Source organism: Leucothrix mucor DSM 2157, assembly GCF_000419525.1.
Lineage (GTDB): Bacteria > Pseudomonadota > Gammaproteobacteria > Thiotrichales > Thiotrichaceae > Leucothrix > Leucothrix mucor.
This window is the reverse complement of the sequence record NZ_ATTE01000001.1, coordinates 1,709,314-1,734,327: the sequence shown is the minus strand read 5'-3', so window position 1 is coordinate 1,734,327 and position 25,014 is coordinate 1,709,314. Positions and strand designations below refer to the sequence as shown.

The 25,014-nt window shown below is 49.2% G+C and carries 25 protein-coding genes; 12 read left to right on the top strand and 13 right to left on the bottom strand.

The genetic code is table 11. The features are described from left to right. Positions 1-6: 6 nt before the first annotated feature. From LEUMU_RS0107760 to LEUMU_RS0107750, 3 genes are read left to right on the top strand one after another with little or no spacing between them, the layout of a single operon-like run. Positions 7-1,560: an ABC transporter ATP-binding protein gene (locus LEUMU_RS0107760; RefSeq protein ID WP_022951716.1), complete on the top strand. Its 1,554-nt coding sequence runs from the start codon at positions 7-9 to the stop codon at positions 1,558-1,560. Continuing rightward, positions 1,557-2,603 carry an ABC transporter permease gene (locus LEUMU_RS0107755; RefSeq protein WP_022951715.1) on the top strand — a complete coding sequence of 349 codons (1,047 nt, stop codon included), beginning with the start codon at positions 1,557-1,559 and terminating at the stop codon, positions 2,601-2,603. Before LEUMU_RS0107760 ends, LEUMU_RS0107755 begins: the two co-directional genes overlap by 4 nt. Positions 2,604-2,612: 9 nt before the next feature. Continuing rightward, positions 2,613-3,557: an ABC transporter permease gene (locus LEUMU_RS0107750; protein ID WP_022951714.1), complete on the top strand. Its 945-nt coding sequence runs from the start codon at positions 2,613-2,615 to the stop codon at positions 3,555-3,557. 5 nt (positions 3,558-3,562) lie between these two features. On the opposite strand, the gene LEUMU_RS0107745 is transcribed toward LEUMU_RS0107750, so the two are convergent. After that, positions 3,563-4,762 carry a low temperature requirement protein A gene (locus LEUMU_RS0107745; RefSeq protein WP_022951713.1) on the bottom strand — a complete coding sequence of 400 codons (1,200 nt, stop codon included), beginning with the start codon at positions 4,760-4,762 and terminating at the stop codon, positions 3,563-3,565. A 141-nt stretch (positions 4,763-4,903) separates the two neighbouring features. On the opposite strand from LEUMU_RS0107745, the gene LEUMU_RS0107740 reads away from it, so the two are divergent. The 6 genes from LEUMU_RS0107740 to LEUMU_RS0107715 all read left to right on the top strand — a co-directional run bounded on the left by LEUMU_RS0107740 (position 4,904) and on the right by LEUMU_RS0107715 (position 9,000). Beyond that, a complete protein-coding gene (locus tag LEUMU_RS0107740) occupies positions 4,904-6,175 on the top strand; it encodes an amidohydrolase family protein (protein ID WP_022951712.1) in 1,272 nt (423 codons plus the stop codon). Positions 6,176-6,409: 234 nt separating this feature from the next. Further along, on the top strand, positions 6,410-6,841 hold the full coding sequence (locus LEUMU_RS0107735) for a putative toxin-antitoxin system toxin component, PIN family (RefSeq protein ID WP_022951711.1): 432 nt from the start codon (positions 6,410-6,412) through the stop codon (positions 6,839-6,841). Continuing rightward, positions 6,832-7,062 carry a toxin-antitoxin system HicB family antitoxin gene (locus LEUMU_RS0107730; protein ID WP_022951710.1) on the top strand — a complete coding sequence of 77 codons (231 nt, stop codon included), beginning with the start codon at positions 6,832-6,834 and terminating at the stop codon, positions 7,060-7,062. The genes LEUMU_RS0107735 and LEUMU_RS0107730 overlap by 10 nt, the downstream gene beginning before the upstream one ends. Before the next feature lie 45 nt (positions 7,063-7,107). Then, positions 7,108-7,683: a Uma2 family endonuclease gene (locus tag LEUMU_RS0107725; RefSeq protein ID WP_022951709.1), complete on the top strand. Its 576-nt coding sequence runs from the start codon at positions 7,108-7,110 to the stop codon at positions 7,681-7,683. Positions 7,684-7,753: 70 nt separating this feature from the next. After that, positions 7,754-8,698, top strand: a complete 945-nt coding sequence (locus LEUMU_RS0107720) for a DnaJ C-terminal domain-containing protein (RefSeq protein WP_022951708.1) — start codon at positions 7,754-7,756, stop codon at positions 8,696-8,698. Next, a complete protein-coding gene (locus LEUMU_RS0107715) occupies positions 8,695-9,000 on the top strand; it encodes a chaperone modulator CbpM (RefSeq protein WP_022951707.1) in 306 nt (101 codons plus the stop codon). Before LEUMU_RS0107720 ends, LEUMU_RS0107715 begins: the two co-directional genes overlap by 4 nt. 85 nt (positions 9,001-9,085) lie before the next feature. On the opposite strand, the gene upp is transcribed toward LEUMU_RS0107715, so the two are convergent. From upp to LEUMU_RS0107700, 3 genes are all read right to left on the bottom strand, one after another. Further along, on the bottom strand, positions 9,086-9,718 hold the full coding sequence (gene upp, locus LEUMU_RS0107710) for a uracil phosphoribosyltransferase (protein WP_022951706.1): 633 nt from the start codon (positions 9,716-9,718) through the stop codon (positions 9,086-9,088). A gap of 204 nt (positions 9,719-9,922) precedes the next feature. Next, positions 9,923-10,306, bottom strand: a complete 384-nt coding sequence (gene gloA2 / locus LEUMU_RS0107705) for an SMU1112c/YaeR family gloxylase I-like metalloprotein (protein WP_022951705.1) — start codon at positions 10,304-10,306, stop codon at positions 9,923-9,925. A gap of 12 nt (positions 10,307-10,318) precedes the next feature. Next, the gene (locus LEUMU_RS0107700) at positions 10,319-10,867 is read right to left on the bottom strand and encodes a GNAT family N-acetyltransferase (protein WP_022951704.1); all 549 of its coding nucleotides are present in this window, start codon (positions 10,865-10,867) and stop codon (positions 10,319-10,321) included. Positions 10,868-11,369: 502 nt separating this feature from the next. On the opposite strand from LEUMU_RS0107700, the gene LEUMU_RS25135 reads away from it, so the two are divergent. Beyond that, positions 11,370-13,214: an ExeM/NucH family extracellular endonuclease gene (locus LEUMU_RS25135; RefSeq protein ID WP_022951702.1), complete on the top strand. Its 1,845-nt coding sequence runs from the start codon at positions 11,370-11,372 to the stop codon at positions 13,212-13,214. A 166-nt stretch (positions 13,215-13,380) separates the two neighbouring features. Here LEUMU_RS25135 and LEUMU_RS0107685 read toward each other — a convergent pair whose 3' ends face one another. From LEUMU_RS0107685 to LEUMU_RS0107645, 8 genes are all read right to left on the bottom strand, one after another. Then, on the bottom strand, positions 13,381-14,541 hold the full coding sequence (locus LEUMU_RS0107685) for a YbfB/YjiJ family MFS transporter (protein ID WP_022951701.1): 1,161 nt from the start codon (positions 14,539-14,541) through the stop codon (positions 13,381-13,383). A 45-nt stretch (positions 14,542-14,586) separates the two neighbouring features. Then, entirely contained in the window at positions 14,587-15,183 is a 597-nt protein-coding gene (locus LEUMU_RS0107680; protein WP_022951700.1) for a cysteine dioxygenase family protein, read from the bottom strand. Between the two features lie 167 nt (positions 15,184-15,350). Continuing rightward, entirely contained in the window at positions 15,351-16,199 is an 849-nt protein-coding gene (locus LEUMU_RS0107670; RefSeq protein ID WP_022951698.1) for a DMT family transporter, read from the bottom strand. A 33-nt stretch (positions 16,200-16,232) separates the two neighbouring features. Then, positions 16,233-17,525, bottom strand: a complete 1,293-nt coding sequence (locus LEUMU_RS0107665) for an NAD(P)/FAD-dependent oxidoreductase (RefSeq protein WP_022951697.1) — start codon at positions 17,523-17,525, stop codon at positions 16,233-16,235. Between the two features lie 21 nt (positions 17,526-17,546). Beyond that, positions 17,547-19,154 (bottom strand): NAD(P)/FAD-dependent oxidoreductase, encoded by a 1,608-nt coding sequence (locus LEUMU_RS0107660; protein ID WP_022951696.1) that lies wholly within the window; start codon positions 19,152-19,154, stop codon positions 17,547-17,549. Next, entirely contained in the window at positions 19,151-19,483 is a 333-nt protein-coding gene (locus LEUMU_RS25130) for a DUF3144 domain-containing protein (RefSeq protein ID WP_022951695.1), read from the bottom strand. Before LEUMU_RS25130 ends, LEUMU_RS0107660 begins: the two co-directional genes overlap by 4 nt. Positions 19,484-19,566: 83 nt before the next feature. Beyond that, complete coding sequence (locus LEUMU_RS0107650) at positions 19,567-20,190, bottom strand: fumarylacetoacetate hydrolase family protein (RefSeq protein ID WP_022951694.1); 624 nt, start codon at positions 20,188-20,190, stop codon at positions 19,567-19,569. Between the two features lie 69 nt (positions 20,191-20,259). After that, a complete protein-coding gene (locus LEUMU_RS0107645) occupies positions 20,260-21,645 on the bottom strand; it encodes an aminotransferase-like domain-containing protein (protein ID WP_022951693.1) in 1,386 nt (461 codons plus the stop codon). Between the two features lie 135 nt (positions 21,646-21,780). On the opposite strand from LEUMU_RS0107645, the gene LEUMU_RS0107640 reads away from it, so the two are divergent. Next, positions 21,781-22,383: a LysE family translocator gene (locus LEUMU_RS0107640; protein WP_022951692.1), complete on the top strand. Its 603-nt coding sequence runs from the start codon at positions 21,781-21,783 to the stop codon at positions 22,381-22,383. Positions 22,384-22,467: 84 nt separating this feature from the next. Then, positions 22,468-23,151 carry a zinc metallopeptidase gene (locus LEUMU_RS0107635; RefSeq protein WP_022951691.1) on the top strand — a complete coding sequence of 228 codons (684 nt, stop codon included), beginning with the start codon at positions 22,468-22,470 and terminating at the stop codon, positions 23,149-23,151. Between the two features lie 94 nt (positions 23,152-23,245). On the opposite strand, the gene LEUMU_RS0107625 is transcribed toward LEUMU_RS0107635, so the two are convergent. After that, the gene (locus LEUMU_RS0107625) at positions 23,246-24,958 is read right to left on the bottom strand and encodes a hypothetical protein (protein ID WP_022951689.1); all 1,713 of its coding nucleotides are present in this window, start codon (positions 24,956-24,958) and stop codon (positions 23,246-23,248) included. Positions 24,959-25,014 lie beyond the last annotated feature (56 nt).

Below are 25,014 nucleotides of genomic sequence, written 5' to 3'. Positions count from 1 at the left end.
TTGATAATGATGACTGAAACTCCAATCAGTAGTCAAACTAACTGCCGTTTAAAGCTCAGCAACATTACCAAACGCTTCGGGTCTCTGGTGGCCAATGACAATATTTCCTTGTCATTGGCTGCAGGGGAAGTACTGGCCATTTTAGGTGAAAACGGTGCCGGTAAAACTACCCTGATGAACATATTGTTTGGTCATTATGTGAGTGAGGAAGGTAGTATAGAGGTTAACGGTGAGCCCCTTCCCCCAGGGCAACCACAGGCCTCGCTTAAACAAGGTATCGGTATGGTGCATCAGCACTTTACGCTCGCCGATAACCTCAGTGTTCTGGATAATATTACGCTAGGCACAGAACCCCTATTTCAACTTTACCGCAACGACAAAGCCGCTCGCCGCAGACTAGCCGAGCTGAGCGAACGCTTTGGATTAGTCATCAAGCCAGATACATTGGTCGCTAATTTATCCGTCGGTGAAAAGCAACGTGTAGAAATCCTTAAAGCACTGTATCGCGGTGCTAGCGTATTGATTTTGGATGAGCCTACTGCGGTACTCACTCCCCAAGAGGCACAACAGTTATTCAGTATCCTCAAGCAAATGGTCGCTGAGGGTTTATCCATAATTTTCATCTCTCACAAGCTCCATGAAATATTGGCGGTGAGTGATCGTGTGATGGTACTTCGAGGCGGCAAAATGGTCGGTGAAGTGCTAACCAAAGACGCCAGTAAAGCCTCGCTGGCTGAGCTAATGGTCGGACGCAAGGTGACCAGACCGAAAGCCTTACCACTTGCGATTGGAACGCGAGTGATGGCACTACAAAACGTGCAACTAAAAGCAACTCCCAACTTAGTAGCACTCGAGAATATAAACCTCGACGTTCATCAAAATGAAATTGTTGGCATAGCGGGTGTGGCGGGCAATGGACAATCTAGTCTTGCTGCCATTATGAATGGTCAAACGCTGCCTGACGGTGGCGAGTTCCTGCTATTTAATAACCCTATTAAGCAAGCAGACCCTCGTGCGTTAGTGGGACTTAAAGTCGGACGCATTCCTGAAGACCGTGGTACTGAAGGTGTGGTTGGCGAAATGACAGTGTGGGAAAACCTAATCGCTGAAAAGGTCAGAACTCAAGCGAAGCGCGGTATTTTTATCAATCAAAGCGAGGCTCGACAAGAAGCTGAGCAGTTGATCGAACAGTACGATATTCGCTGTGAAGGCCCAAATGCTGAAACCCGCCTACTCTCTGGCGGTAATATCCAAAAACTCATTCTGGCACGTAATTTTAGTAATAACCCGCACTTCATTATCGCCAACCAACCTATTCGTGGATTGGATGAAGGTGCGATCAGTTTTGTACAAGAAAAATTATTAGAAGCTCGCCAATCGGGCGCAGGCATTGTCCTTATTTCAGAAGACTTAGATGAGCTTTTCCAAGTATCAGACAGAATTGCGGTGATGTTTGATGGCCAGCTTCGTGGACCTTATCCCGTTGCTCAACTCGATGTGCAGAAAGTTGGACTAATGATGAGTGGAGAAATACTGGCTGATGAGGTGCAATTAACATGAGATTAGAACTTCGTGAAAACGTACCTGCATTCTCCAGGCTCTCACCTATTCTCGCATTACTGAGTGCTTTTCTACTGTGTTCGCTGCTGATTATCTGGGCAGGCGAATCCCCTTTAAACGCGTATTGGGCATTGATCAAAGGTGCAGTAGGTTCAAGCTTTGCCATTACCGAAAGTCTGACTCGCGCGACCCCATTGATCTTTACCGGTCTGGCAGCCGCAGTCGCATTTCGGGCAAAGTTTTGGAATATCGGTGCTGAAGGCCAATTATATTGCGGCGCAATGATGGCAACGTGGATTGGGACTGGCATGATAAATCTGCCACCACTCCTGATGATCCCGACACTATTTATCGCAGGCGCGGTGGCTGGTGGTTTGATGTTACTACTCCCTGTACTGCTTAAAACACACCTTAAAGTCGATGAAGTCGTTACCACCCTGCTATTGAATTTCGTGGTCTTATTGTTTGTGTCTTTGCTACTGGAAGGCCCTTGGAAAGACCCCATGTCAATGGGATGGCCTCAGGCTGAGCCCATTATTGATGCAGGTGTACTACCCACTATCGTTGCAAAATCACGACTGCATATTGGTTTTATTATTGCGGTCTGCTTGGCGGTCGCTATCTGGTTTATCCTCAAATATACCGTATGGGGCTACGAAATCCGTGCTGTAGGACACAACCCAAAAGCAGCGGCTTTCTTTGGTATTCCAGTCAACTCATCGGTGTTTTTAGTGGCCATGATGAGTGGCGGCTTGGCTGGCATGGGAGGCGTTAGTGAGGTGGCAGGCTTAAAAGGCTACCTGACTTTAGATATTTCCCCAGGGTTTGGCTATACCGGGATTGCCGTGGCAATGCTTGCCCAGTTGCGGCCATTAGCGGTTATCCCTGCCGCTATTTTTCTAGCCTCTGTCTATGTGGGCGCTGACGCTATGAGTCGCGCAGTTAACATTCCAAACTACATAGCTGACGTACTTGTTTCCGTATCATTATTAGCGATTTTAGTGAGCAATATGCTGACTCGTTATCGCATCATCTGGCGTTAGGAGTCGAGCATGGAAATTCTTGAGTTATTTCTTACGACCGGTTTTTGGGCTGCCGTTATCCGCATTGCGACGCCGTTGATATTTGGCACACTCGGCGAGCTGATTTGTGAACGTGCTGGCGTGCTCAACCTCGGTATCGAAGGCATCATGACCATGGGCGCGATGGCTGGGTGGATGTGGGTTTTCCAAGGCGGTGATTTATGGGGAGGCGTGCTATTTGCAGCACTCGTTGGAATGGTGTTTGGCTTCCTGCACAGTATTTTTGTCGTGCATCTCGGGCTCTCTCAGCACGTTAGTGGCATTGGCATCACGCTATTGGCATCATCACTTAGTTACTTCATATTCAAAATGCTGATACCGTCAACTACAGCGCCACCAAAAATCGTTCCCTTTCAGGATGTAGCGATTCCCTTTCTAGTGGATATACCCGTGCTTGGCCCTGCCTTATTCAATCAGTCGCCGCTGACTTATTTGGCTTATTCATTGGTGCCGATCATCATCTATGTACTGTATCGGATGCCGATTGGGCTTGCTGTTCGCATGGCTGGTGAAAACCCAATAGCCAATGAAGCACAGGGTATTAATGTGCTGGCGATTCGTACTGGGGCCGTTATGATTGGTAGTGCGCTGATGGCGATTGGTGGCGCGTTTCTCACGATATCAGCGTTTGATGCATTTTACTTCGGGATGATTAATGGTCGTGGTTGGATCTGTGTCGCACTCGTTATTTTTGCTTCGTGGAAGCCCGGTAAAGCCTTTCTTGGTGCAATTCTATTTGCCTTGTTTGATGCATTGCAGGTACGTGCAAACCTAATGACCAATGGTGCTATTCCCTACCAATTCTTTTTGATGATGCCTTATGTATTGAGCATTGTGGCGATGATGGTAATGGCTAGGCGGGCGACTTATCCTAAGGCGTTGTTGCAGCCGTTTCGTAAGGGGGATCGGATTTAAGGTGCTTATGTTTTATCTCCGGTTTCAATGGCGCGCACAGCCCTCACCAGCGGAATCGCTATCTGCGAGACCACCGCAATACCGAACAAGGCATTACCTACCCACGCGGGTACAAAAGGTACTGCGCAGAGTGTCACGATCGCCATGGCAATACCAAAGACCTGAACATCTCGCGTGTAAAAGCGGTGCCCAGCATGGTGTTCAATTGCGGATTGAATAGTCGCCAACGACAGACAGAAAAGGATAAAACCGCCACAAGCCAAAACGGCATACTTGAATGGGTATTGATCAAAGAAATCGACCTGCACTTCCGCTTTTAACGCCACTCCAATCATTACGCCCGCTAGCATCAGCGCCAAATGACCATACCACCAACGTGCTCTAAGCTTTTTGTTATCTGCGATTGGGCTGCCATTTCCAACAAAATCGAAATAAGCCCAAGTCAGTATGAAAATAGTAATACCGCCGAGGAAAAAGTTGATCAACACATCGGCGCTGACCTTATCGACCCCTTTTTCAGATAAAGCAATGACCAGTTTAAAAAAGCCCTCGCCCATCACGATTAAAAATAAGAGTGCAAACCGCTCAGAGAAATGAGCCACCCGTGGGGTAAAACGCTTTAGCCGCATGACGCCGTACTTGGGATGAAAAAAGCTGATTTGGATAAGCACAATCATCACGCCAAACAGGCAGTAACTCCAAGGGGATGGCAAGAAGGCCGCCACTAAAAAGACTAATGCAGCAATGAAAAAGTTACGCGACATTTCACGAGAGACTTCAAATGCTCCAGCCCGTCGCCAGATAACACGCCGATATAATAAGGCGGTAAGCGCTCGGTTACAGGCATAGGCAACGCCAAAATAAACAGCGCCACCGTCTGCAATATCCGGGATGGATGCGGCCATTAACATCACCGTGCAAACCTGCGCCAGCATAATGCAGCGGTGGTAAACATCCGTACTGACGAATAAGGAACTGAAATAGGAAGCCTCTGCCCACGCCATCCAGATAGCGGTAAATAACGCTGCAAAGATAAACAGGCCTTGAAAAGACAAGTGGTGTGATAGGTAGTTACCTAGCATGAAAATGCAGACTACGTGGATCAAATCATAGAACAACTCAACCCAGTGAACGTGATCGTGGGCCTCGTCGAGATCTTCGTGATGGGAGGGAGAGCGCCATAAAGCGTAATCGGATAAGGCCATAGAGAATCCTAAGTTTGGATACGGTTATAACTGTTGTAACAGATGCACCTTTGGCTTTCCACTGGCAGGCTATTGATTCCTTCTCTACCCTCCCCTAATTTCATTGTAAGATAAGCCCTATCTAACTAACGGTATGCCACGATGCTCGATTATCTAATCCAAAACGCAAGCCTCCCCGATGGCCGCAGCAACATGTCCATCGGCATTAAAGACGGCAAAATTGTCGAAGTCAGCCAAGCCAAAGACCTACCAGCACATGAGAGCTTCGATGCCGTAGGCAATTTGGTTTCCACACCTTTCGTTGACAGCCATTTCCACATGGATTCCACGCTAAGCCTCGGACAGCCACGCTTAAACCAAAGCGGTACGCTATTGGAAGGCATTCAAATCTGGAATGAGCTAAAGCCCGACCTCAACGCTGAGCACATAAAAAAGCGCGCTTTAGATATTTGCCAGTGGGCCGTTGCTCAAGGCACTTTGGCGATTCGCAGCCATGTCGATATCTGCGATGACAGCCTGCTGGCGACCGAAGTGCTTTTAGAAGTGCGCAAAGAAATGGCCCCATGGATTGATCTGCAACTGGTGGCGTTTCCGCAGGATGGCTATTTCCGTTATAAAAACTCCGTTACAAACCTAAACCGTGCTCTGGATATGGACGTGGATGTGGTCGGTGGCATTCCCCATTTTGAGCGCACAATGAGTGATGGTGCGGCATCGGTTAAAGCGCTGTGCGAACTAGCCGCCGAGCGTGGCTTGATGGTAGATATGCACTGCGATGAGTCGGATGATCCGCTCTCACGTCATGTTGAAACACTGGCCTATGAAACGCAACGATTGGGTTTACATGGCCGCGTGACTGGCTCTCACCTCACCTCCATGCACTCGATGGATAATTATTATGTGAGCAAGCTGATGTCGCTAATGGCAGAGGCGAAACTCAATGTGGTGGCTAATCCGCTGATTAATATCACGCTGCAAGGTCGCCATGATAGCTACCCGAAACGACGCGGCATGACGCGGGTGAAAGAGCTGACTCAGCGAGGCCTCAATGTGTCTTACGGCCATGACTGCATTATGGACCCGTGGTATAGCCTTGGCACTTACGACATGCTGGATGTGGCGCACATGGGGTTACATGTTGGACAAATGACTGGTGTGGCAGAGATGCAGGCCTCGTTTAAATCCGTCACTGAAAACGGTGCGAAAACGATGAATTTGGAAGGCTATGGCCTGGAGATTGGTTGTAATGCGGATTTGGTGGTGTTGCAGGCTAAAGATACGGTAGAGGCATTGCGCTTGCGTAGTAATCGCTTGATGGTAATGCGTCGCGGTAAGGTGGTTGCGACTAGTGCGCCGCGCTTGAGTACGGTGACGCTGGGTGAGCAATCTTCGGCGGTGGATTTTCGGTTGTAAGATTGGGTAGATTTCCTGCGACCTGACAATCTAGAGTTACAGGTTTGAAATATTGTATTACCCTAAATGTTCTAAAAATAGCGCAGTATAAGTAGCTATTTTTGTACTTTATAGGGTAATACGATTATCTTTTTGGATGTTTCACGATATAGGACTGGTTGAGCTAAAAACTTCAACTTTTAAAATGCTAGTGTATATGCTAGCATTTAATATCAAGATTGGGGAGTAAGTTCTTTGAAAGTTGTCATTGATACCAATGTTATGGCTGCAGCCTTATTGGGAAAAGAAGCGGGTACTGCAAGGCAGGTGATAGCACTTAGCTTGGAGGATAAAATCATGCCGTTGATGGGTGATGCGCTATTCAACGAATATCAAGACGTGATTAGCCGTGAAGATATCATGCAGAAATGCCCACTCGATGATAGTGAACGCTTGGAGTTCCTATCAGCTTTTTTATCCTGCTGCCTATGGTGCAAGATTTATTTCGGCTGGCGTCCCAACCTGAAAGACGAAGGTGATAATCATCTGATTGAACTTGCGGTCGCTGGTGGAGCCAAATACATCATTACCAGCAATGTGCGTGATTTTAAAAGTGGGGAGTTAATATTCGACGAGCTAAAAGTCGTTACCCCCCAAACATTTATTAAGGAGTCATCATGGGTATGATTACAGTTAGACTGCCGGAAGACACCCATCAGCGGGTTAAATCTTTGGCTGCGTCTCGCAAGATCAGTATCAACAAGCTGTACGAAGAGTTCACCATCATGGCGCTAACCGAGTTCGATGCGGAAAATCGTTTTAAGGCGCTTGCCAGTCGTGGCGATAAAAAGCGTGGGCTGGAGTTGTTGAAGAAACTGCAGAACCATTACGGCGACACTTCTTCATAAAAAACAGCCAATTAAAATGTTCTTAATACAGCATCGCCTTTAAACTTGAAAACTAATGACATCTCCGTCGCAGACTACCTCTCTGGCGAGCGTGAGAGTGAAGTTAAGCATGAGTTTGTTGAAGGTCAGGTATTTGCAATGGCCGGAGCAAGCCTCTGGCACAATCTCATTACTGGCAATCTGTATGGCTTGTTATGGAATGAGTTACGCGGCCAGCCCTGTTTTCCGGTCGGTGGCGATATGTTGCTGAAGACTCAAGAAAACCGCTATCGCTACCCCGACTTACAAATTATCTGTGATAGCGATACATCCGATGATGAGCATGTTCGGGAGTCTCCAATTCTGATTGTTGAAGTTCTGTCACGCAGTACCCGTCGTGCGGATAAAACTGAAAAGCGAGCCGAATACCTAGACTTACCCAGTGTTCAGGAATATGTGCTAATTGAGCAGGATGTCGCTGAAATTGAAGTACAGCGTCGCCGTTTAGACTGGCGTTCGGAGTATTATTACCCCGGACAAGAGATCACGTTTGAGTCTATTAAAGCCACCTTAGCTGTCGAGGAGATTTACCAGCGAGTTGATAACGAAGACATGCGCATTTTCCTTAAACAACTTGATTAAAATCATAACCTACCCACCCTTTTAAGCGCATAGTAATAACCGTGTTTCATTCACTTACCCGAAGGTACGTATGGACTTTAAGGATTACTACAAAATACTGGGCGTGGAGCCTGAGGCGGATGCTAAAGCCATCAAAACGGCTTACCGCAAGCTGGCCCGCAAATACCATCCGGATGTCAATCCTGAGGAAGGTGCGGGCGAGAAGTTCAAGGAAGTCGCCGAAGCCTACGCCGTTCTGAAAGATGAGAAACTGCGCGCAGAGTTTGATGAGCTTCGCAAATACGGCGGTCAGCCAGGTGGAGGATTTAAGCCACCACCGGATTGGCAACGTAGCGGTGGTTTTGAATCTGGCGGTCAGTCTTCTGAAGACTTTTCTGACTTCTTTAATTCGATCTTTGGTGGCGGTGGCCCTGCAGGTGCAGGCGGCCATACGCGTAGACCAATGCGCGGCGAAGATGCCGAAATTGAGTTGCCAGTCTTTCTAGAAGAGACTATCGGCGATCAACAGCGCACGATCGAATACACGATTCCCAAGATGGAAAATGGCCAAGTCACGCAGGTCAAAAAGCAGCTCAAGGTCACTATTCCTAAAGGCTTGGTTGATGGCGAGCGCATTCGTTTAAAAGGTCAGGGAGTACCGAGCTTTGGCGGTGGCGAGGCGGGTGATTTGTACCTGCATGTGCGCTTGGTTCCGCATCCTTTGTTTGATGTTCAGGGGCACAACCTCACGATTACTGTGCCACTGGCACCGTGGGAAGCCGCGCTGGGCACTAAGGTCACGCTACCTACCCTCACCGGTAAAATCAGCCTGACCATTCCACCCAATACGCAAGCCGGTAAGAAGATGCGCATTAAAGGAAAAGGCTTACAAGGTAAAAAAGAAACCGGTGATTTGTATGCGGTGGTCAAAGTTGTGATGCCAGCCGACAGCAATGAGGAGGCTCAGAAGCTGTGGGCGCAACTTGCAGAGAGTGCCGAGTTTGACCCCAGAGCAGATTGGAGGAATACGAAATGAGTGCCACCATACTACATATCTCGTTTGCCGAATTGTGCAATCTGGAGCGTCTGGAACATGACGTGATCGTTGAAATCGTCAGTCATGATATCGTCACGCCGATTCAGGGTGAGTTGGCTGCGGACTGGGTGTTTGAAGCCAGTGCCGTACCTGTCATCAAAAAGGCAGCACGTTTAGCCAATGACTTTGAAATCGATTGGGTTGCCGTATCAATGATGATTGATCTGATGCAGCAAAAAGAAGCCTTGGAGCGTGAAAACGCAGCTTACCGTTTGCAGTTAGAGCGGTTTATTGAAGGCTAGTAATCCACAGCGCCCTGATCAAAATACATTCGATCAGGGCGCTGTGTATCATTGAGTAATCAATGATGGCTTAGGCTTCGGTGACTTATTTAGTACCAAAAATACGGTCACCCGCATCGCCTAAACCTGGCAGGATGTAACCTGCTTCGTTTAACTGGCGATCAACCGCTGCCGTGTATAACGGCACATCAGGATGCGCTTTATTAAATGCCTCAACGCCTTCCGGAGCTGCCAGCAAGCATAAGAAACGAATGTTGTTCGCGCCGCCATCTTTTAAGCGTTGTACTGCGGCAATCGCAGAGTTTGCAGTTGCCAGCATTGGGTCAACGGCAATCACCAAACGGTCAGCAATGTCGCTTGGTACTTTGTAGTAATACTCAACCGCTTGCAGTGTATCGTGGTCGCGATACAAGCCCACATGGCCAACACGTGCGGATGGGATCAGGTTAAGCATGCCATCCAGTAAGCCATTACCCGCGCGCAGCACTGACACGAAGCACAGCTTCTTACCAGCCAGAATCGGTGCATCCATTTCTTCCATAGGCGTATTGATCAGCTCAGTGGTCAGCGGCAGATCGCGAGTCACTTCGTAACACAGCAGCATAGCGATTTCGTTGACTAATTGGCGGAAGGTACGAGTGGAGGTTTCGCGACGACGCATCAGCGTCAGTTTGTGTTGGATCAGAGGATGGTCGATGATATGAAGGTTTGTAGTCATGGAATGTGTGCCGGGTTTGGGTGAAATAAGGTTGCGCGGATAATACTGCCTGAGGCCATTTTTTTACAGCAATAGTTACTGGTTGTTTTTTAAGCAATCCGCTTGAGCGGTTGCTCTGTCTCGCTCTGTGCGGCTTATGACTTTGCTATCAACAATCTTATCCACAGTTTCTGTGGACAATGTGCATAAGGCAATACTATGGCCTTAGCGTTCGTACAGCTCAAGCGGCAGATTATCCGGATCGCTGAAAAAGGTGAAGCGCTTACCAGTATATTCATCAACCCGAATCGGCTCAACTGCTACGGCATGAGATTCAAGGTGGGCAACTACCCTATCCAAATCCTCAACCACAAACGCCAGATGCCGCAAGCCCTGTGCTTCGGGGTAACTCGGTCGCTCGGGGCAGCCATTAAATGAGAACAACTCCACCTGAGTGCCATCGGGTAATTGTAAATCCAACTTGTAGGAGTCGCGTGCTTCTCGGTAATTCTCAGCGGCGATTTCCAGCCCTAACACTTGCGTGTAAAAATGTTTGGAGCGCGTGTAATCCGAACAAATAATCGCTGCGTGGTGAATGCCTTTTAACATGAGTGCTCCGGCTTAGTGGGTGGGATCAGGCTTTATCATCTCATAATAATCCAATGCTTCGAACTTCTCGCCGCAGCTACCTTCCGTTTTCTTTAAATGTTGAAAGCCGCAACGGGTGAGCACTTTGCCAGAAGCCGGATTGCGGCTTAGGTGACGTGCGACAATGCGCTGAAAATCCAATGACTCAAATCCAAAATTGATTAGCGCCTGCGCCGCTTCAGTCGCATAGCCCTTGCCCCAGTATGGCACGCCAATCCAATAGCCTAACTCGGCTTGCTGCGGTTGATTAGGCTCATCGGATTCCATAAGGCTGACGGCACCAATCAAGTCGCCTGAGTCGGTTAACGTAATGGCGTAGTAAGCATAATGCCCGGATTGCCATTGGGGCTCGCGACCGGCAATCCACTGCAGAGCCAAGTCTTTAGAGTACGGATGAGGAATGCTGGCCGTCATCTCCGACACACGCTTATCGCCCGCCAATAATGTGATAATGGCCGCATCTTCCAGCGTAAAAGGATGCAGTGTGAGGCGTGCCGTAGTTAGAATGGGTTGGGTCATCATTTTACTTATATACACACTGATTAATTAATAATCAATTAGCTAGAGGCGAGGCTCTGACTCGCTCTACGGTGGTTGTCATTTCGCTATTAACACTGTTATCCACAGTTTCTGTGGACAATGCACAGGGCTTTTGCTTGTCAGCTAACCAGCTCATACAGTGAAAACAGTCCCAGTGCGATTAATAGCAATCCAGTCAGCACCGCAACGGCCTTCCAAAACCAGTTTTCAATCTTAGACATTATCAAAATCCCAATCATTTAGTGAAAATCATCAATGTCTAAATACTAACGGTTTGTGTTTGCCATATCCATGCACATTAATATACGATCAAAGCTAAGCGTTTGAGATTTTATCCACCCGTTCCAACCCTAAGTTATCCGCAAACTAAGAAAAAACGCTTCAGATACACAAAACTTTAACATTCAACCCATAGGCTACGTCGTTCTCGCGCATTTATGCGCCCATAGCGATCACTCCTACCATCACATAAAAAGGATACTGCATGAAGCTGAAACCCTTTCTATACTGCGCACCAGCGTTGTTAACACTGAGCGGCACTGCATTCGGCCAATGTTACTTACCCACTCACGTCATTTCTGAGGTGCAAGGCACTGGCGCAAACTCGTCCATGGTCGATGAGACTGTGACGCTGCAAGCGGTGGTTACTAAGGTACTGCCTGCTCTGAACGGCTATATGATTCAGGAAGAGCTAGCCGACGAAGATGGCGACCCTGCCAGCTCGGAAGGTTTGTTCGTTTACGATCGCGACAATAGTCCGGCCGTGGGCGACGTGGTAGCGGTCGAAGGTGTGGTTGATGAGTATTATGATCTGACTCAGCTGAAAAGCCTGAGTAGCTATGAAGTGTGTGAAACGGGTGCAACCGTAGCCGCAACAGACGTCAGTCTGCCATTTAGTGCAGCTGATGACCTTGAAAAATACGAGGGGATGTTGATCACCTTCCCGCAAGCGTTGACAGTAACGGAGACGTACTCATTAGCGCGTTATGGACAGGTGTCATTATCATCTTCAGGCAAGCTACCTAACCCCACTCAAGTCGCTGCACCGGGTGATGACGCTAATCTGCAAAAAGCCGCTAATGAGTTAAATGTGGTGGTAATGGATGACGGCAGTAATGCACAGAACCCTACCGTGAGCTATCCGGGCTTTGGTGATTTGACTTATGACAACCCCATTCGCGGTGGCTACACCGTAACTGGCCTCACGAGTGTTGTGAATTATAGCTATGGTAGTTACACCCTCGTTCCGGCAGCGGATGTCGTTTTCGAAGCAGCCAATGCGCGCTCAGCTACACCAGAGTCTGTTGGTGGTGAGTTTAAAGTCGCTGGTTTTAACGTGCTTAACTACTTCACAACACTCAAGTCCGCAGGCTCAGAAATTTGTGGCGACGGCGATACTAACTGCCGAGGCGCGGATGATGACGCGGAATTTGAGCGTCAGAATGCCAAGCTAATGAGCGCCCTGTCGGCCATCAATGCCGATATTTTTGGCTTGATCGAAATCGAGAATAATGCTGATGATACCGCCGTCGCGACATTGGTTGATAATCTAAATGGCATTGTCGGTACCGATACTTATGACTACATCAAGACCGGCATGCTAGGTGATGATGCCATCAAGCAAGCGCTAATTTATAAGCCTGCAAAAGTGGTTCCGTTTGGTGACTACTCATCGGTTGATTATAACGATGATAAGAACCGCCCTAGCCTGATCCAAAGCTTTAAAGCCGTAGATGGCGATGATGAAGATGCCTTTACCGTGGTGGTTAATCACCTGAAATCTAAAGGCTCAGATTGTGATGAGCTTGGTGATCCTGATCTGGATGATGGTCAAGGTAACTGCAACCTGACTCGCTTAGGTGCGGTTGAAATGCTATTGACTGAACTGGGTAGCATGGACAACCAAAACATCCTACTGCTGGGCGATTTCAACTCCTACGCAATGGAAGACCCAATCACTGCCCTGAAAGATGCAGGCTACGTGGACCTAGGTGCTAAAGCCGGTGAATCCTCATCGTATGTCTATGATGGTGAATGGGGAACCTTGGATTATGCCTTTGCCAGCGCTTCACTGGTCGGCAAAGTCAGCGATACAACTGAGTGGCATATCAATGCGGATGAGCCGATTGGCTTTGATTACAACACTAACTTCAAGGCGGATACTGAAGTGACTTCCTATTATGGCGATAGTGCTTACCGCTCTTCAGATCATGATCCGGTGATTGTTGGGCTAAATATCACGCCTAAGAGTGGTGGTGGTGCGATTTCGCCATTGTGGATGTTGTTCTCGTTATTTGGATTGGCTTTGGTGCGCTTACGTCGTAGCTAAGCTAGTTAACAGGTAATGGCTTGTTAAGCGATTATCCAAAATAAAAACGCCCGCTGAGTTTAGCGGGCGTTTTTTTGGTGTTTGTTGCTTTAGACTAAAGCACCTCTCATCGCATCGGCAGTTGCTCTGGAGTTTGCGATTGTGACGTCTTCAATATTGCCCTACCTCAAGCCATCTTCCGCAATGGCACCATCACCAACACCGAAACCACCATCGCCCCAGCCGCCAGATACAGACCATTACTATAATCCCCACTCTGCTGCGCCATCAGCCCTACAATCATAGGTCCAACAATCTGCGCCAAGCCATACGACACAGTCATTTTTCCCATCATCTTCGCAGGCCGTGTCGGGTAATAGCGCCCAGCCATAGTCAGCACCAAGCTTACGATCCCAATAAACGTGCCACCAAACATCGCTGCACCAAGTATTGCCATGGCAAACCCTGGTACCAGTATCGGCAACATAATCCCCACAATCTGGATTAAGCCAGCCAGAATCAGCGCATCAATATCGCCAATTCGCCGTGCAATCAAATCCCAGATAATACAAGCCGGTGCCGCCGCTAAACCCAGTACCATAAATGTCCAAGCGCCCTTACCTTCCAGCCCCGGCAGCTTATTGACGATCGCGACAATAAAGGTCGCACTCACCACATAACCAATGCCCGCACAAAAATAGGAAATCATAAACAAGCGCATAAAGGCCGGACCAGGCGGATTGTCCACCATGGCACTGCCGCTACGGGTTACCGCGCTGGTATCTGGTGGTGGCAGCCAACGCCATGCTGGAATCAAAATCAGCACACCAATGGCGCTTAAAATAAACCACTGCTGATCCCAGTCAAAATAACGATGGAGGATTTCAACAGCAATCGCAGCAAAGGCAATCCCTAACCCTAAGCCCGAAAAGTGGATACCCAGTTCGCTGCGATGATCATTGCGAATGAGCCAGTTCATAATCAAGGCAGAAGCCAGCAACAAGCCTGCCGCACTGCTTAATCCCGCCAAAAAACGCAGCGCCGACCAAAGCCAAACATTAGTGGTTAAGCCCATGCCAATGGTCGTTAGTACCGCGACCACCAGCCCTAATCGATACAGCTTATCTTTTAAAATCATGCTGCTAATTTGTGAGGCGATAATCGCGCCACACAGATAACCGATGTAATTGATGGTAGCCAGCAGACCGGCATCGTAAATACCTAATCCTGCTTCCTGCTGCATAATCGGTAATAGCGGCGTATAGGCAAAGCGGGCAATCCCCACTAGTAAAATAAGGCTGAGTATACCCGCCGTGAGCACCCGTAGGCGCTCGGTTGATTCAGACATGGGGATTCCTGAGAATGTGATCGGGGTTGAGGTATTGCCGAAGGCTTAAGCCTCCAGCGAGCGGTCCCAAAGATTGGGCATGACATTATTGCTGTAACCGGAGATAAAGGTGTTGGCCTTACCGCTGGCTTCATCAAAAGTATGACGTTTGACTGCGCCGATATTAGCGCCATAAATGTGAATACTAACCGAGACCTGATCGCTCAAGGCATTACTTACCCGATGCACATCACCGATGGTAGGTGAGACTAAATCCACATCACCAACGCCTAGCTCATGCTGAGCGGTACACTGCAATGCGCCGGTTTCGCTATCGTGGCTAAACTCTTCGCAACGTTCACCGCCACGCATTACGCCAACCATGCCCCACACGGTATGATCATGTATTGGCGTGGTTTGGCCCGGCCCCCAGACAAAGCTGGCCACTGAAAAACGTTCCAGCGGGTCGCAGTGCAATAAAAACTGCTGATAGGTATTGCGGTCGGGTTGAGAGAATCGGGACGGTAACCAATCATCGTGGTTAATCAGGTCGACTAGCAAGGGTTTTCCAGTGGCTAGAATCTGTGGCTCGTTACCCTCAGCGCCATCAATTAGGCGAGTGAAGTCCTGAATGAAGTGCCGAAAACGTTGGATATTTGACATAGATTCCCTCAAAAGATAGACAGCAATAACGCGATACCATCGAGTGAGGTGCCGCGTTATGACAGTACAATTGATCAAGGGCTTGGGCAAGCCGAATCCTGTAGATTTTCACTTCCTTAAGCTAAGTATCGATTTTATCATAGTTCTTTGGCTTGCTGTTCACCGTTTTATTGATTACTAGCCGCTTTAGGCTTGTAGAAATTCACCAGATTACCCAGCAACATGAGCACGCCGCCAATCGCCAGCGACAGATTGACACTTTCGCCATAGAGCAGCACACCAATCATTGCGATCAGAGGCAGGCGGATAAAGTCCAGCGTGACCACGACACTCACCTCGGCAGACTGCATTGCCTTGGTCATGCAAAAGTGCGCCGTTAGCGCGGTGATGCCTACCAGCAGCAACCACGGCCAATGCACCCATTCCGGCACCGTCCAGTTAGGAATGGCCAATATCAAACTCACTGGCAGCTGGATTAAGCACATATAAAACAAAATGGTCAGCGGCTTTTCAGTGGACGCCAGCCCCTTGGTAGCGGTATGTGAAACGGCATAAGCGACCGCCGCAGCCAGTACAATCAGCGAGGCGCTATTGAAGATTTCCGTACCGGGCTTCACGATCACTAACACACCCAACAGCCCTAATAGGACTGCCAGCGATTTCCGCCAGGTAAACGACTCCCCTAGAAACACTGCCGCCAGAATTGCTGTCCAAAATGGCACGGTAAACTCAATGGCAAACACTTCAGCCAGCGGCAATAATCCAATCCCCAGAAACCAGCCGTACTGGCCGCCAAAGTGAAAGACATTGCGCAGAGTATGTAGCTTAATGCGTTGGGTTTTAAATAGGGAGAGTTGCCCGCTGGAGAAGATGACAGTCGTCACCACCAGCAGGCCAATCAAGCTTCGGAAGAACAGCGTTTCAAAGGTATTGATCTCGCCGCTGAGCTCACGTGCGCCGATTGCCATGCCGCAAAACGATGCCAGTGCGCCAGACATCCAGAGAATGGCCTGCATGATGTGTTCCCCCGAGTGTTATGCCACTACAGTTTAGTGCAGCTTCATTTTTGGTTTTACGGTGTTACCGATTTTATGCGCCATCCACACCGCTGCGCCACCAAACCAGCCATGAATGGCGATCTGATGCATGCGGTATAAGGAGACATACACCATACGAGCCAAGTGCCCTTCAATAAACATCGAGCCCTTAGATAAGTTACCCATTAAGCTACCGACGGTGCTGTAGTTACTGAGGTTAACCAGTGAGCCATAGTCGCTGTAAACGTAATCTTTAAGCGGCTTGTTTTGGCGTTGTAGCATAATGTTTTTATACACTTGGCTAGCCATTTGATGCGCCGATTGTGCGCGAGGTGGCACCCAGCTACCATCTTCTTGCTTGCAACCACAGCAATCACCGATTACAAATACCGAGTCGTCCACGGTGCTTTGCAAGCTTGGCTTCACCATAATCTGGCCAATGCGATTAACTTCGAAAAAGCCCTGTTCTGGAATAAAGTCTGGCGCTTTAACACCGGCAGCCCACACCGTTAAGTGCGCATCCACCCGGCTGTCATCTGCGGTAATAAAGCCATTCTTATCCGCCTCAATTACGCGGGTGTTGACCATGACTTTTACGCCCAGTTTTTCAAGCTCACGGCGTGCAGAGGTTGCGATCTTCTCAGGCAGTGCTGGCAGAATGCGTGGCCCTGCTTCCAGCAATGTCACTTGGGGGCGCTGAGTCGTTCCCTCATCTGAGAGGTCATACATCTTCATCAACTCAGACACGTGATATAGCTCAGCAGAGAGCTCAACCCCCGTCGCACCACCGCCCACAATCGCCAGTTTCAGCTTACCCGCCGCACCCGGCTGATAGACTCGCATAAACTGATCTAGCATGGCATGGTGAAAGCGCTCAGCTTGCTTGTGAGAGTCAAGGTAGTAGCAGTTATCGGCGACGCCTTTGGTGCCAAAGTCATTACTCACACTGCCAACCGCCATCACCAGCGTGTCATACTTTAGGGTACGTTCCGGGAGGATTTCATTGCCTTTGTCATCGTCTAACGACGCTAAGCTAATAGTCTTGGCTGCGCCATCTAAGCCAATCATATTACCCAGTTGAAACTGATAGTGATGTCGAACGGAGTGCGCGTGATACACCACGCCATCGGTACTGCGGTCCAGTGCGCCGGTGGCTAATTCATGCAGCAAGGGCTTCCAGATATGGGTCCGGTTTTTATCCACCAGAATGACTTTAGCTTGCTTCTTTTTGCCAAGCTTATTACCCAAGCTTGTGGCTAGTTCAAGGCCACCAGCCCCACCTCCGACAATCACAATAGTTTGCATACGGTTGTTACTCTTTAAAGGTTAGAATTCGGTCGCATTGATACTCAATGCCATGGCTTCTGCAATTTTGATGCCGTCGATTGCGGCCGACATAATGCCACCGGCATACCCTGCGCCTTCACCCGCTGGAAACAACCCTTTGGTATTAATGCTCTGGAAGCTGACATCGCGCTTGATATTGATTGGCGCAGAGGTGCGCGTTTCAACACCGGTTAGCAAAGCATCATCCAGCGCAAAACCTTTGATCTTGCGATTAAACGCAGGAATGGCTTCACGAATCGCTTTGGTGCAGAAGTCCGGTAAAATATTGCTGAGGTCTGTCAGCTTAATTCCCGGAGTGTAAGATGACGTCACATCACCCAATTTTTCAGAGGATTGGCCACGCATAAAGTCGCCCACGCGCTGTGCGGGCGCATCGTAAGTCTCGCCACCCAGGATATAGGCTTTGCTTTCCAAATCGCGCTGAAAATCAATCCCTGCCAATGGGCCGCCTGGATAATCAGACGGGTCAATGCCCACCACGATTGCGCTGTTAGCGTTGCGCTCATTCCGCGAATACTGGCTCATGCCATTAGTTACTACGCGCTTCTCTTCAGAGGTCGCGGCCACCACGGTACCACCGGGGCACATGCAAAAGCTGTAAACCGAACGGCCATTTTTACAATGGTGTACCAGCTTATAATCGGCGGCGCCCAAAATCTCATTACCGGCATTTTTACCAAAGCGCGCGGCATCGATCAGTGACTGCGGGTGCTCAATACGGAAGCCCACCGAGAACGGCTTTGCTTCGATATACACATCTTTTTTCAGCAGCATTTCAAAGGTATCGCGCGCACTGTGGCCAACGGCCAAGGCAATGTGCTTGGACTTAATGTGCTCGCCAGTCGATAAGGTCAGGCCGGTGATTTGGCCATTCTCAATATCCAGATCATCGACCCGTGCATTAAAGCGAATTTCGCCGCCCAGCTCGATAATCTTGGCACGCATTTTCTCGACCATCGTTACCAATTTAAAGGTACCGATATGCGGTTTGCTGACAAATAAAATCTCATCCGGCGCACCGGCTTCAACAAATTCATTCAGCACTTTACGCGAGTAATGCTTCGGGTCTTTCACTTGGCTATACAGCTTGCCATCGGAGAAAGTCCCCGCGCCGCCCTCACCAAATTGCACATTCGATTCGGTGTTGAGCTCGCGCTTACGCCAAAAGCCAAAGGTATCTTTGGTACGCTCACGAACCGCTTTACCGCGTTCCAGTATTAGTGGCTTATAACCCATTTGCGCCAGCACCAAACCGGCCAGCAAACCACAAGGGCCAAAGCCAATCACCACCGGCCGCTCTTGCAGATCAGTCGGGGCCTGAGCGACAAATTTGTAGCTCATATCCGGGGTCTGCTTGATCAACGGGTTATCCGCAAACTGCGCCAGAAGCGCCTCGTCGTGAGTGGTCGTGACATCCAGCGTATAGATCAGGAAAATATTACTGTTCTTGCGCGCATCGTAGCCACGACGAAACACCTCAACGCTGAGCAGCTCAGTATCGTCGATTTTTAGCTCAGCCAAGACAGCTTGGCGCAGTGCCTGCTCGTTATGATCAAGCGGTAATTTTATATTGGTTAAACGGATCATTCTTTGTCCCGGGTACCCATATATTTGTCGAAATTTTCAATATACTCGTCGAGGTTTTGCTCTAGCATCTGCTTGTATTCCGCCACAAAATACTCGATTGCATCTTCTTTACTGTCCAGCATCTGGATCACATTGCCACTGCTGGCAGCGGTGAGCCAGGCATTGAAGCGAGCCAGTGAAAACATCATTGAAGCACTCACTTGGCCGCTGTTGGCATCTTTGCCCATTTGCGAATTTGAGAGATCAATATGCGCATCGGCACGCTTGAAAAATGCCGCGTCCGGCTGCTCTTTATTCTGCGCTTCGGAGTTATTATCTTTGCTTGCCATCTGGTCCTCTGGTCTTAAGTCAATTGATTGGGTTTAAACAGCGGTAGAGTAACCGATGCCCGCTCTAATTACACGGCTTAAGCTTAGGCGGCTGTCCAGCGCGCTTCGACAATCAACTTGCCTTGTTGCAGAATTTTCCCGTGAAATACATCGCCACGATTCACAATGCCCACACCTGCTGGCGTGCCGGTCATCAGTACATCGCCATTCTCAAAGCTCATAAAGCTCTGCACTTCTTCTAGCAAAGCTTCAGGCTTATGCAGCATTAGCGGGTAGCCACCTTCCTGAATCAAAGCATCATTGATATAAAGCTCAAGGCTGAGCTCGCTGCTATCGCCTTCAAAGGCGGCAAAGCCACTAAACACCGCAGAGCCATCAAAGCTTTTGGCGCGCTCCCATGGCAAACCTTTAGCTTTTAAGCGTGATTGCACAGCGCGCTTGGTTAAATCCAAACCAAAGCCCACGGCGGATAGTTTGCCATCTGTCACTAAAAAGGAGATCTCGCCTTCATAATGGATCGCTTCACCGTCGCCCTGCTCGTTACCGGCGCTTAGCTCGGTAGCGATCGCAGAGTTTGGTTTAACGAATATCACCGGCTCGCTGGGCACTTCATTATTCAGCTCAGCAATATGGTCGGCGTAGTTTCTGCCAACGCAGACTACTTTGGAGGGAGTGATGGCGTTATCGTTAACAAACAAGGTCTGCATGGGGATACCAAAGGCTGGGAAATACCCCCTATTCTAATGCAGGCCTGAGGTGCTAACAAATGCTATCCATCAAAATACATAAAGTTTGTTGCTCACACCGCTGTCTAATTCTTCACGGATTATCTCCAAACCGTTCTCGACATCGGCCAGTGTGACCGGCGCACTCAGGCAAATCCGCACACTTTGCGGCGCCGCAAATCGGCCAACCGCAAATGGCTCTGAACTGAGTAATCCAACGCCTTTTTCATTAAGCCTTGCTTCAAAGTCTGCCGCCCGCCATGGCTCTGGTAAGGCCAGCCAAACATGAAAACTGCCATCCAGTATCCGGCAGTTACAGCCTGCTAAAATGCGTCGTGCAGCGGCGATTCGAGAGGCTAGCTCTGCCCGGATATTAGTTTCACAACGAGCATAATGCTCACTGCTAATCCAGCGCTGCGCCACCTCGACCGTAATGGGTGAGGTAAACCAGCAATGCGAGCGAATGGCCGCCGCGACTTGCTGTTTAAGCCGTGGCGGCGTGACCAGATAGCCCACACGTAAACCACCGGCCAACATTTTAGAATGGCTATTAATGTACAGGCTAATCTCAGGATTCAGATTGTAGAAGCTGGGTGGTTTGTCATCGCAGTAATACGCCGACACCGCATCTTCAATAATCCACAAATGATAGCGCTCGGCAATCTCAGCAATTGCCGCCTGACGCGCGGCGGTAATGCAGCTATTGGTTGGATTCTGCGCCACTGGTGTACAATACAGCGCCCGAAAATGACCGGCTTTGCAATGCTCTTCCAGTGACTCGGGAATAATCCCCTGCTCATCTTGCTCGACACCCGTGAGCTTCACACCCATTTGCGCAGCGATGGCGCTTAAGCCGGGGTAAGTCAGTCCTTCGCATAACAAATGTTCGCCAGGCCGTAAGGTGGCGGCCAGTGCCAATGAAATGCCATGTTGCCCACCACAAGTAATGGTTAAGTCTTCGGCAACACAATTAACGCCCAAACCTTGCAGCCACTGCGCCGCCCATTCGCGTTGATGGTTTACGCCTTTCTCTGGTTGGTAACCCACCAGATCGAGATTGGGGACATCCTCGGCGACCTCGCGTAGGGCCATTTGCAAGTAGCGATCGGTATCCATTGGTATGGGTAAGTTCTGAGTGAAGTCGATACGGTTGCGCTGCTCGCGGGCCAAAATCGCAAAGCCGCGATCTTGCTCATCGGAGCGAATAAAGGTGCCGCGTCCGACCCTTGCAGTCACCACACCACGCTTTTCAGCTTCGGCATAACCCCGCGTGACGGTGCCAATGGTAACGCTTAATTGATCCGCCAACGCACGATGCGTCGGCAGCTTATCACCGGCATTTAAGCTGCCTTGTTTTATCCCACGCTCTATTTCATCGGCGATCGCCTGATAGCGTGCATTCTTATAATTGGATAGGTCCGGCGTCCACATTGTCATGGGTACAATACTCTTATTGACTAAAATATCAGGGCATTACAGAATAAATTGTACCGATTAAAGCGGTGTAAAACAATAATTGTCACCATGACAATTTCGTATAACTGTCATTGCTACGCTATGGAAACACCCATTATGATTTCTCTGGAACTGATACTCGCAGTCACTCTGTTCGCCTTTGTAACCTCTGTTACACCGGGCCCCAATAATATTATGCTGACCGCCTCGGGCGCTAACTTCGGCTTTAAACGCACGCTGCCACACATTGCCGGCATTATTACCGGTATGGGTTTGTTGAATGTCTCAGTGGGCTTGGGTTTAGGCGCGCTATTTACCCAGTTCCCAGTACTACAGCAGGTGCTGCGCATTGTCGGGAGTGCTTATCTGTTATGGCTGGCCTACAAACTGCTGTCCTTCTCCGCGATTAGTGATAAGAAAGCCGAAGGTAAGCCCTTCTCGCTGGTACAAGCGGCGGCCTTTCAATACATCAACCCGAAAGCGTGGATTATGGTGATCTCAGCCAATGCCAGCTTCTCGTTAATGGGTGATGGCTATTGGTGGTCGGTGCTGATGATTACCACGATCTATGCGGTAGTGGGCACGCCATCCATTATGGTTTGGGCGGGGTTTGGGCAATATATGCGCCAGTTTTTAGGCCAGCAGAATGTTCTGCGGCTGTTTAATATCACCATGGCAGTGCTAACTGCGCTGTGTGTGGGCTTTATCTGGATGGACTAATCCGTTGAGAAGTATGAGGCTATTTCCACGCGGCGGCGGATTTAGCCTTATACTAAGCACCAACCCTCGCAGAGACCGCCCCGCATGATCCTGATCGTAATTTTTGGCCTACTGATAATCCTGAGCTATCTACCGCAAATGTGGATTCGCAAAGTGATGCGCGAACACTCGCAGGATCTACCGGGCATCGAAGGCACCGGCGGCGAGCTGGCCAAACACCTGATCGAACGTTTTGGGCTTAGCGGCATTGGGGTGGAAGTCACTGAAGAAAATGGTGATCACTTTGACCCGACCGACAAAATGGTGCGCTTAAGCCCGACTAATTATAATGGCCGCTCGCTGAAAGCCATTGCGGTTGCCACGCATGAAGTTGGCCATGCCATTCAATTTTCCCGTAAAGAAGAAGTCTTCAAACTTCGTGAAAAGTATATTCCACAAGCGATTAAGCTACGCCAATATGGGATCTATGTATTGTGGGCCTCGCCTGTGGTGGCGATCTTTTTGCGTACCCCCATCGCAATGGCCTTGCCCATTATTATTAGCGTAGTGATGCAGCTAATTGCCGCCCTGACCTATCTCATCGTATTGCCAGAAGAATGGGATGCCAGCTTTGGTAAAGCCCTGCCGATTTTGGAAGAAGGCTATGTGACCCCAGAGCAAATGCCCGCCGTGCGAAAAATACTGACTGCTGCTGCGTTTACTTATTTTGCCGCAGCGCTTTCCAGTATGTTGAACATTGGTTATTTGATGTTATTGCTGCGCCGTTAATAACCATTCGGATAACCGAACTGCTCGCCACTGGTAACTGGCGGCGGGCTTACACTAAATCTTTCCAAAGTCGTAGCAACGGTTAGCGCTAAGATCATTTCAATATCGCATCAACGCCCATTGCACTTTTTCTGGCAAATTTCGGAATAAAGCGCGTGCGATGGGTTTTGATCAGCCGATACCCCAGCGATAACAAATGAATCGTAAATATCTGATCAACCAAGCGATAGCCACGTTTGCGGCGTAACAATATCGCCAGACTCCAATTTAAAAACCTTCGCCGCAGTTTAAACGGCTCGAAATTAGTTCGTATGGCATAGCGATAGCGCGTGCCTTTGGGGTACCGTTTTTTATAGCGCTTTTTGGCTTTTTTAATGCGCTCACACACCTCTGGCTCGAAAGGCTGGAAAAAGTACTCCCGAGCTAGCGCCAAAATGCCGAGCGTGTGTTGCATGTATTCAATATCATCGTCGGGCAAATTTAAGCGCTGGGCTAAGTTGCGCATCTCACTCATTTTCCCTAGCGCCGCATAACCTGCTTTTACACTAGCCTCAGGGTCGTGCACAAAATAGCGCAACACCTTACGCAGCGAATGATTAATAAAAATCGTATTCCAATACACCCCTGCCAATGGTGGAATGCGTACCCGCCGGAAAAACAATTTCTGACGGGCAAATTCCTCCTGATAATACAGCTCGTGAATCACCTCTTCGGATAAGCGCAGCAGCTTGCCTAACTCAGCAGTATTTAAGTCAGGATAGCTTTGCTTGAGCGCTTGGGCGACGGTGCAATTGTCTCGAAACAGGCGCAATGTCACCGCCGCATTGATTTCCGTCCAGATCGAGCCGTCACCAATAAAAGCCAAGCGTCGAAATGGCAGCCAGCCACCAGTTTGACACCACACGCTAATGCCAACCATATTCTCAGCGCCTTGTAGCTCCTGAGCGTAGTGTGCGTAATCCTCGCCAATAAAGGCGGGAAACTCCCCTGCACCTTCGTATTCGCGACGTGCTTGCAGCTCGATCAGCTTTTGAACCTTGGTGCGGAAGAAGCTTTTATTGAGCGGTAAATATCGGAAGAAATCCGACTCGCCATATTTCATGGAGAGAATAAAGGCGTCGGTGTCGATTCCCTCAATGGCTTTAGCTAAGGTGCCGCGATGCCAGATTAGGTCGCCCACCGGATATGCGCCCACTGTCCACGTGCGCAGAATCATTTTTTTGCCATGCGCCTCGAAGACCGGCAGCACGCGATGCAAAAAGCGGTTAAGCATTTTGGGGGTGCGAATTTGTAACTCACTGCGAAACTCGCCGGCCACATCCAAGCCATCGGACTCGCCAATGCGCACAATCACGCCGGCCACTTGCGGGAAATCACGCAAAAAGCGATCCAGCAATTGCTTTACAAAATCATTAATGGCTTGCGGCGAATTGCCCAATTTTTGGCGAACAGCAGGTGTGGTGGAAAACATATCCATGGTGAGATAAATAGCCAAGCCCCGCGCGCTAAGAATCTCAAATAAGGCGAGGTACTCCTCACGCAGTACCTCAATGCGCGCATTAAGCTCAGGCTCGTACCAAAGGTGCGGTACCAGATGCGTGACATCATCCAGTGAAACCGCATTATAACCTTGCTGGCTTACCCGCTCGGCAAACTCTGTGAGATCTTTGCGAATCTCAGCGAACTGCTCGTGACGTTCGGGCCCTTCGGTTTTGATATGCGCAAACGGAATTTTCGACCAATTAATTTTCTTACGACGATAGCCTTTGAAAAACGGACCAATCCCATCAATCAGAAACAGTTGCACATCAAATCCTCGCCGCCAGACGTATGCCAAAAGCGTGAGCATAAAGTAGTCAGATG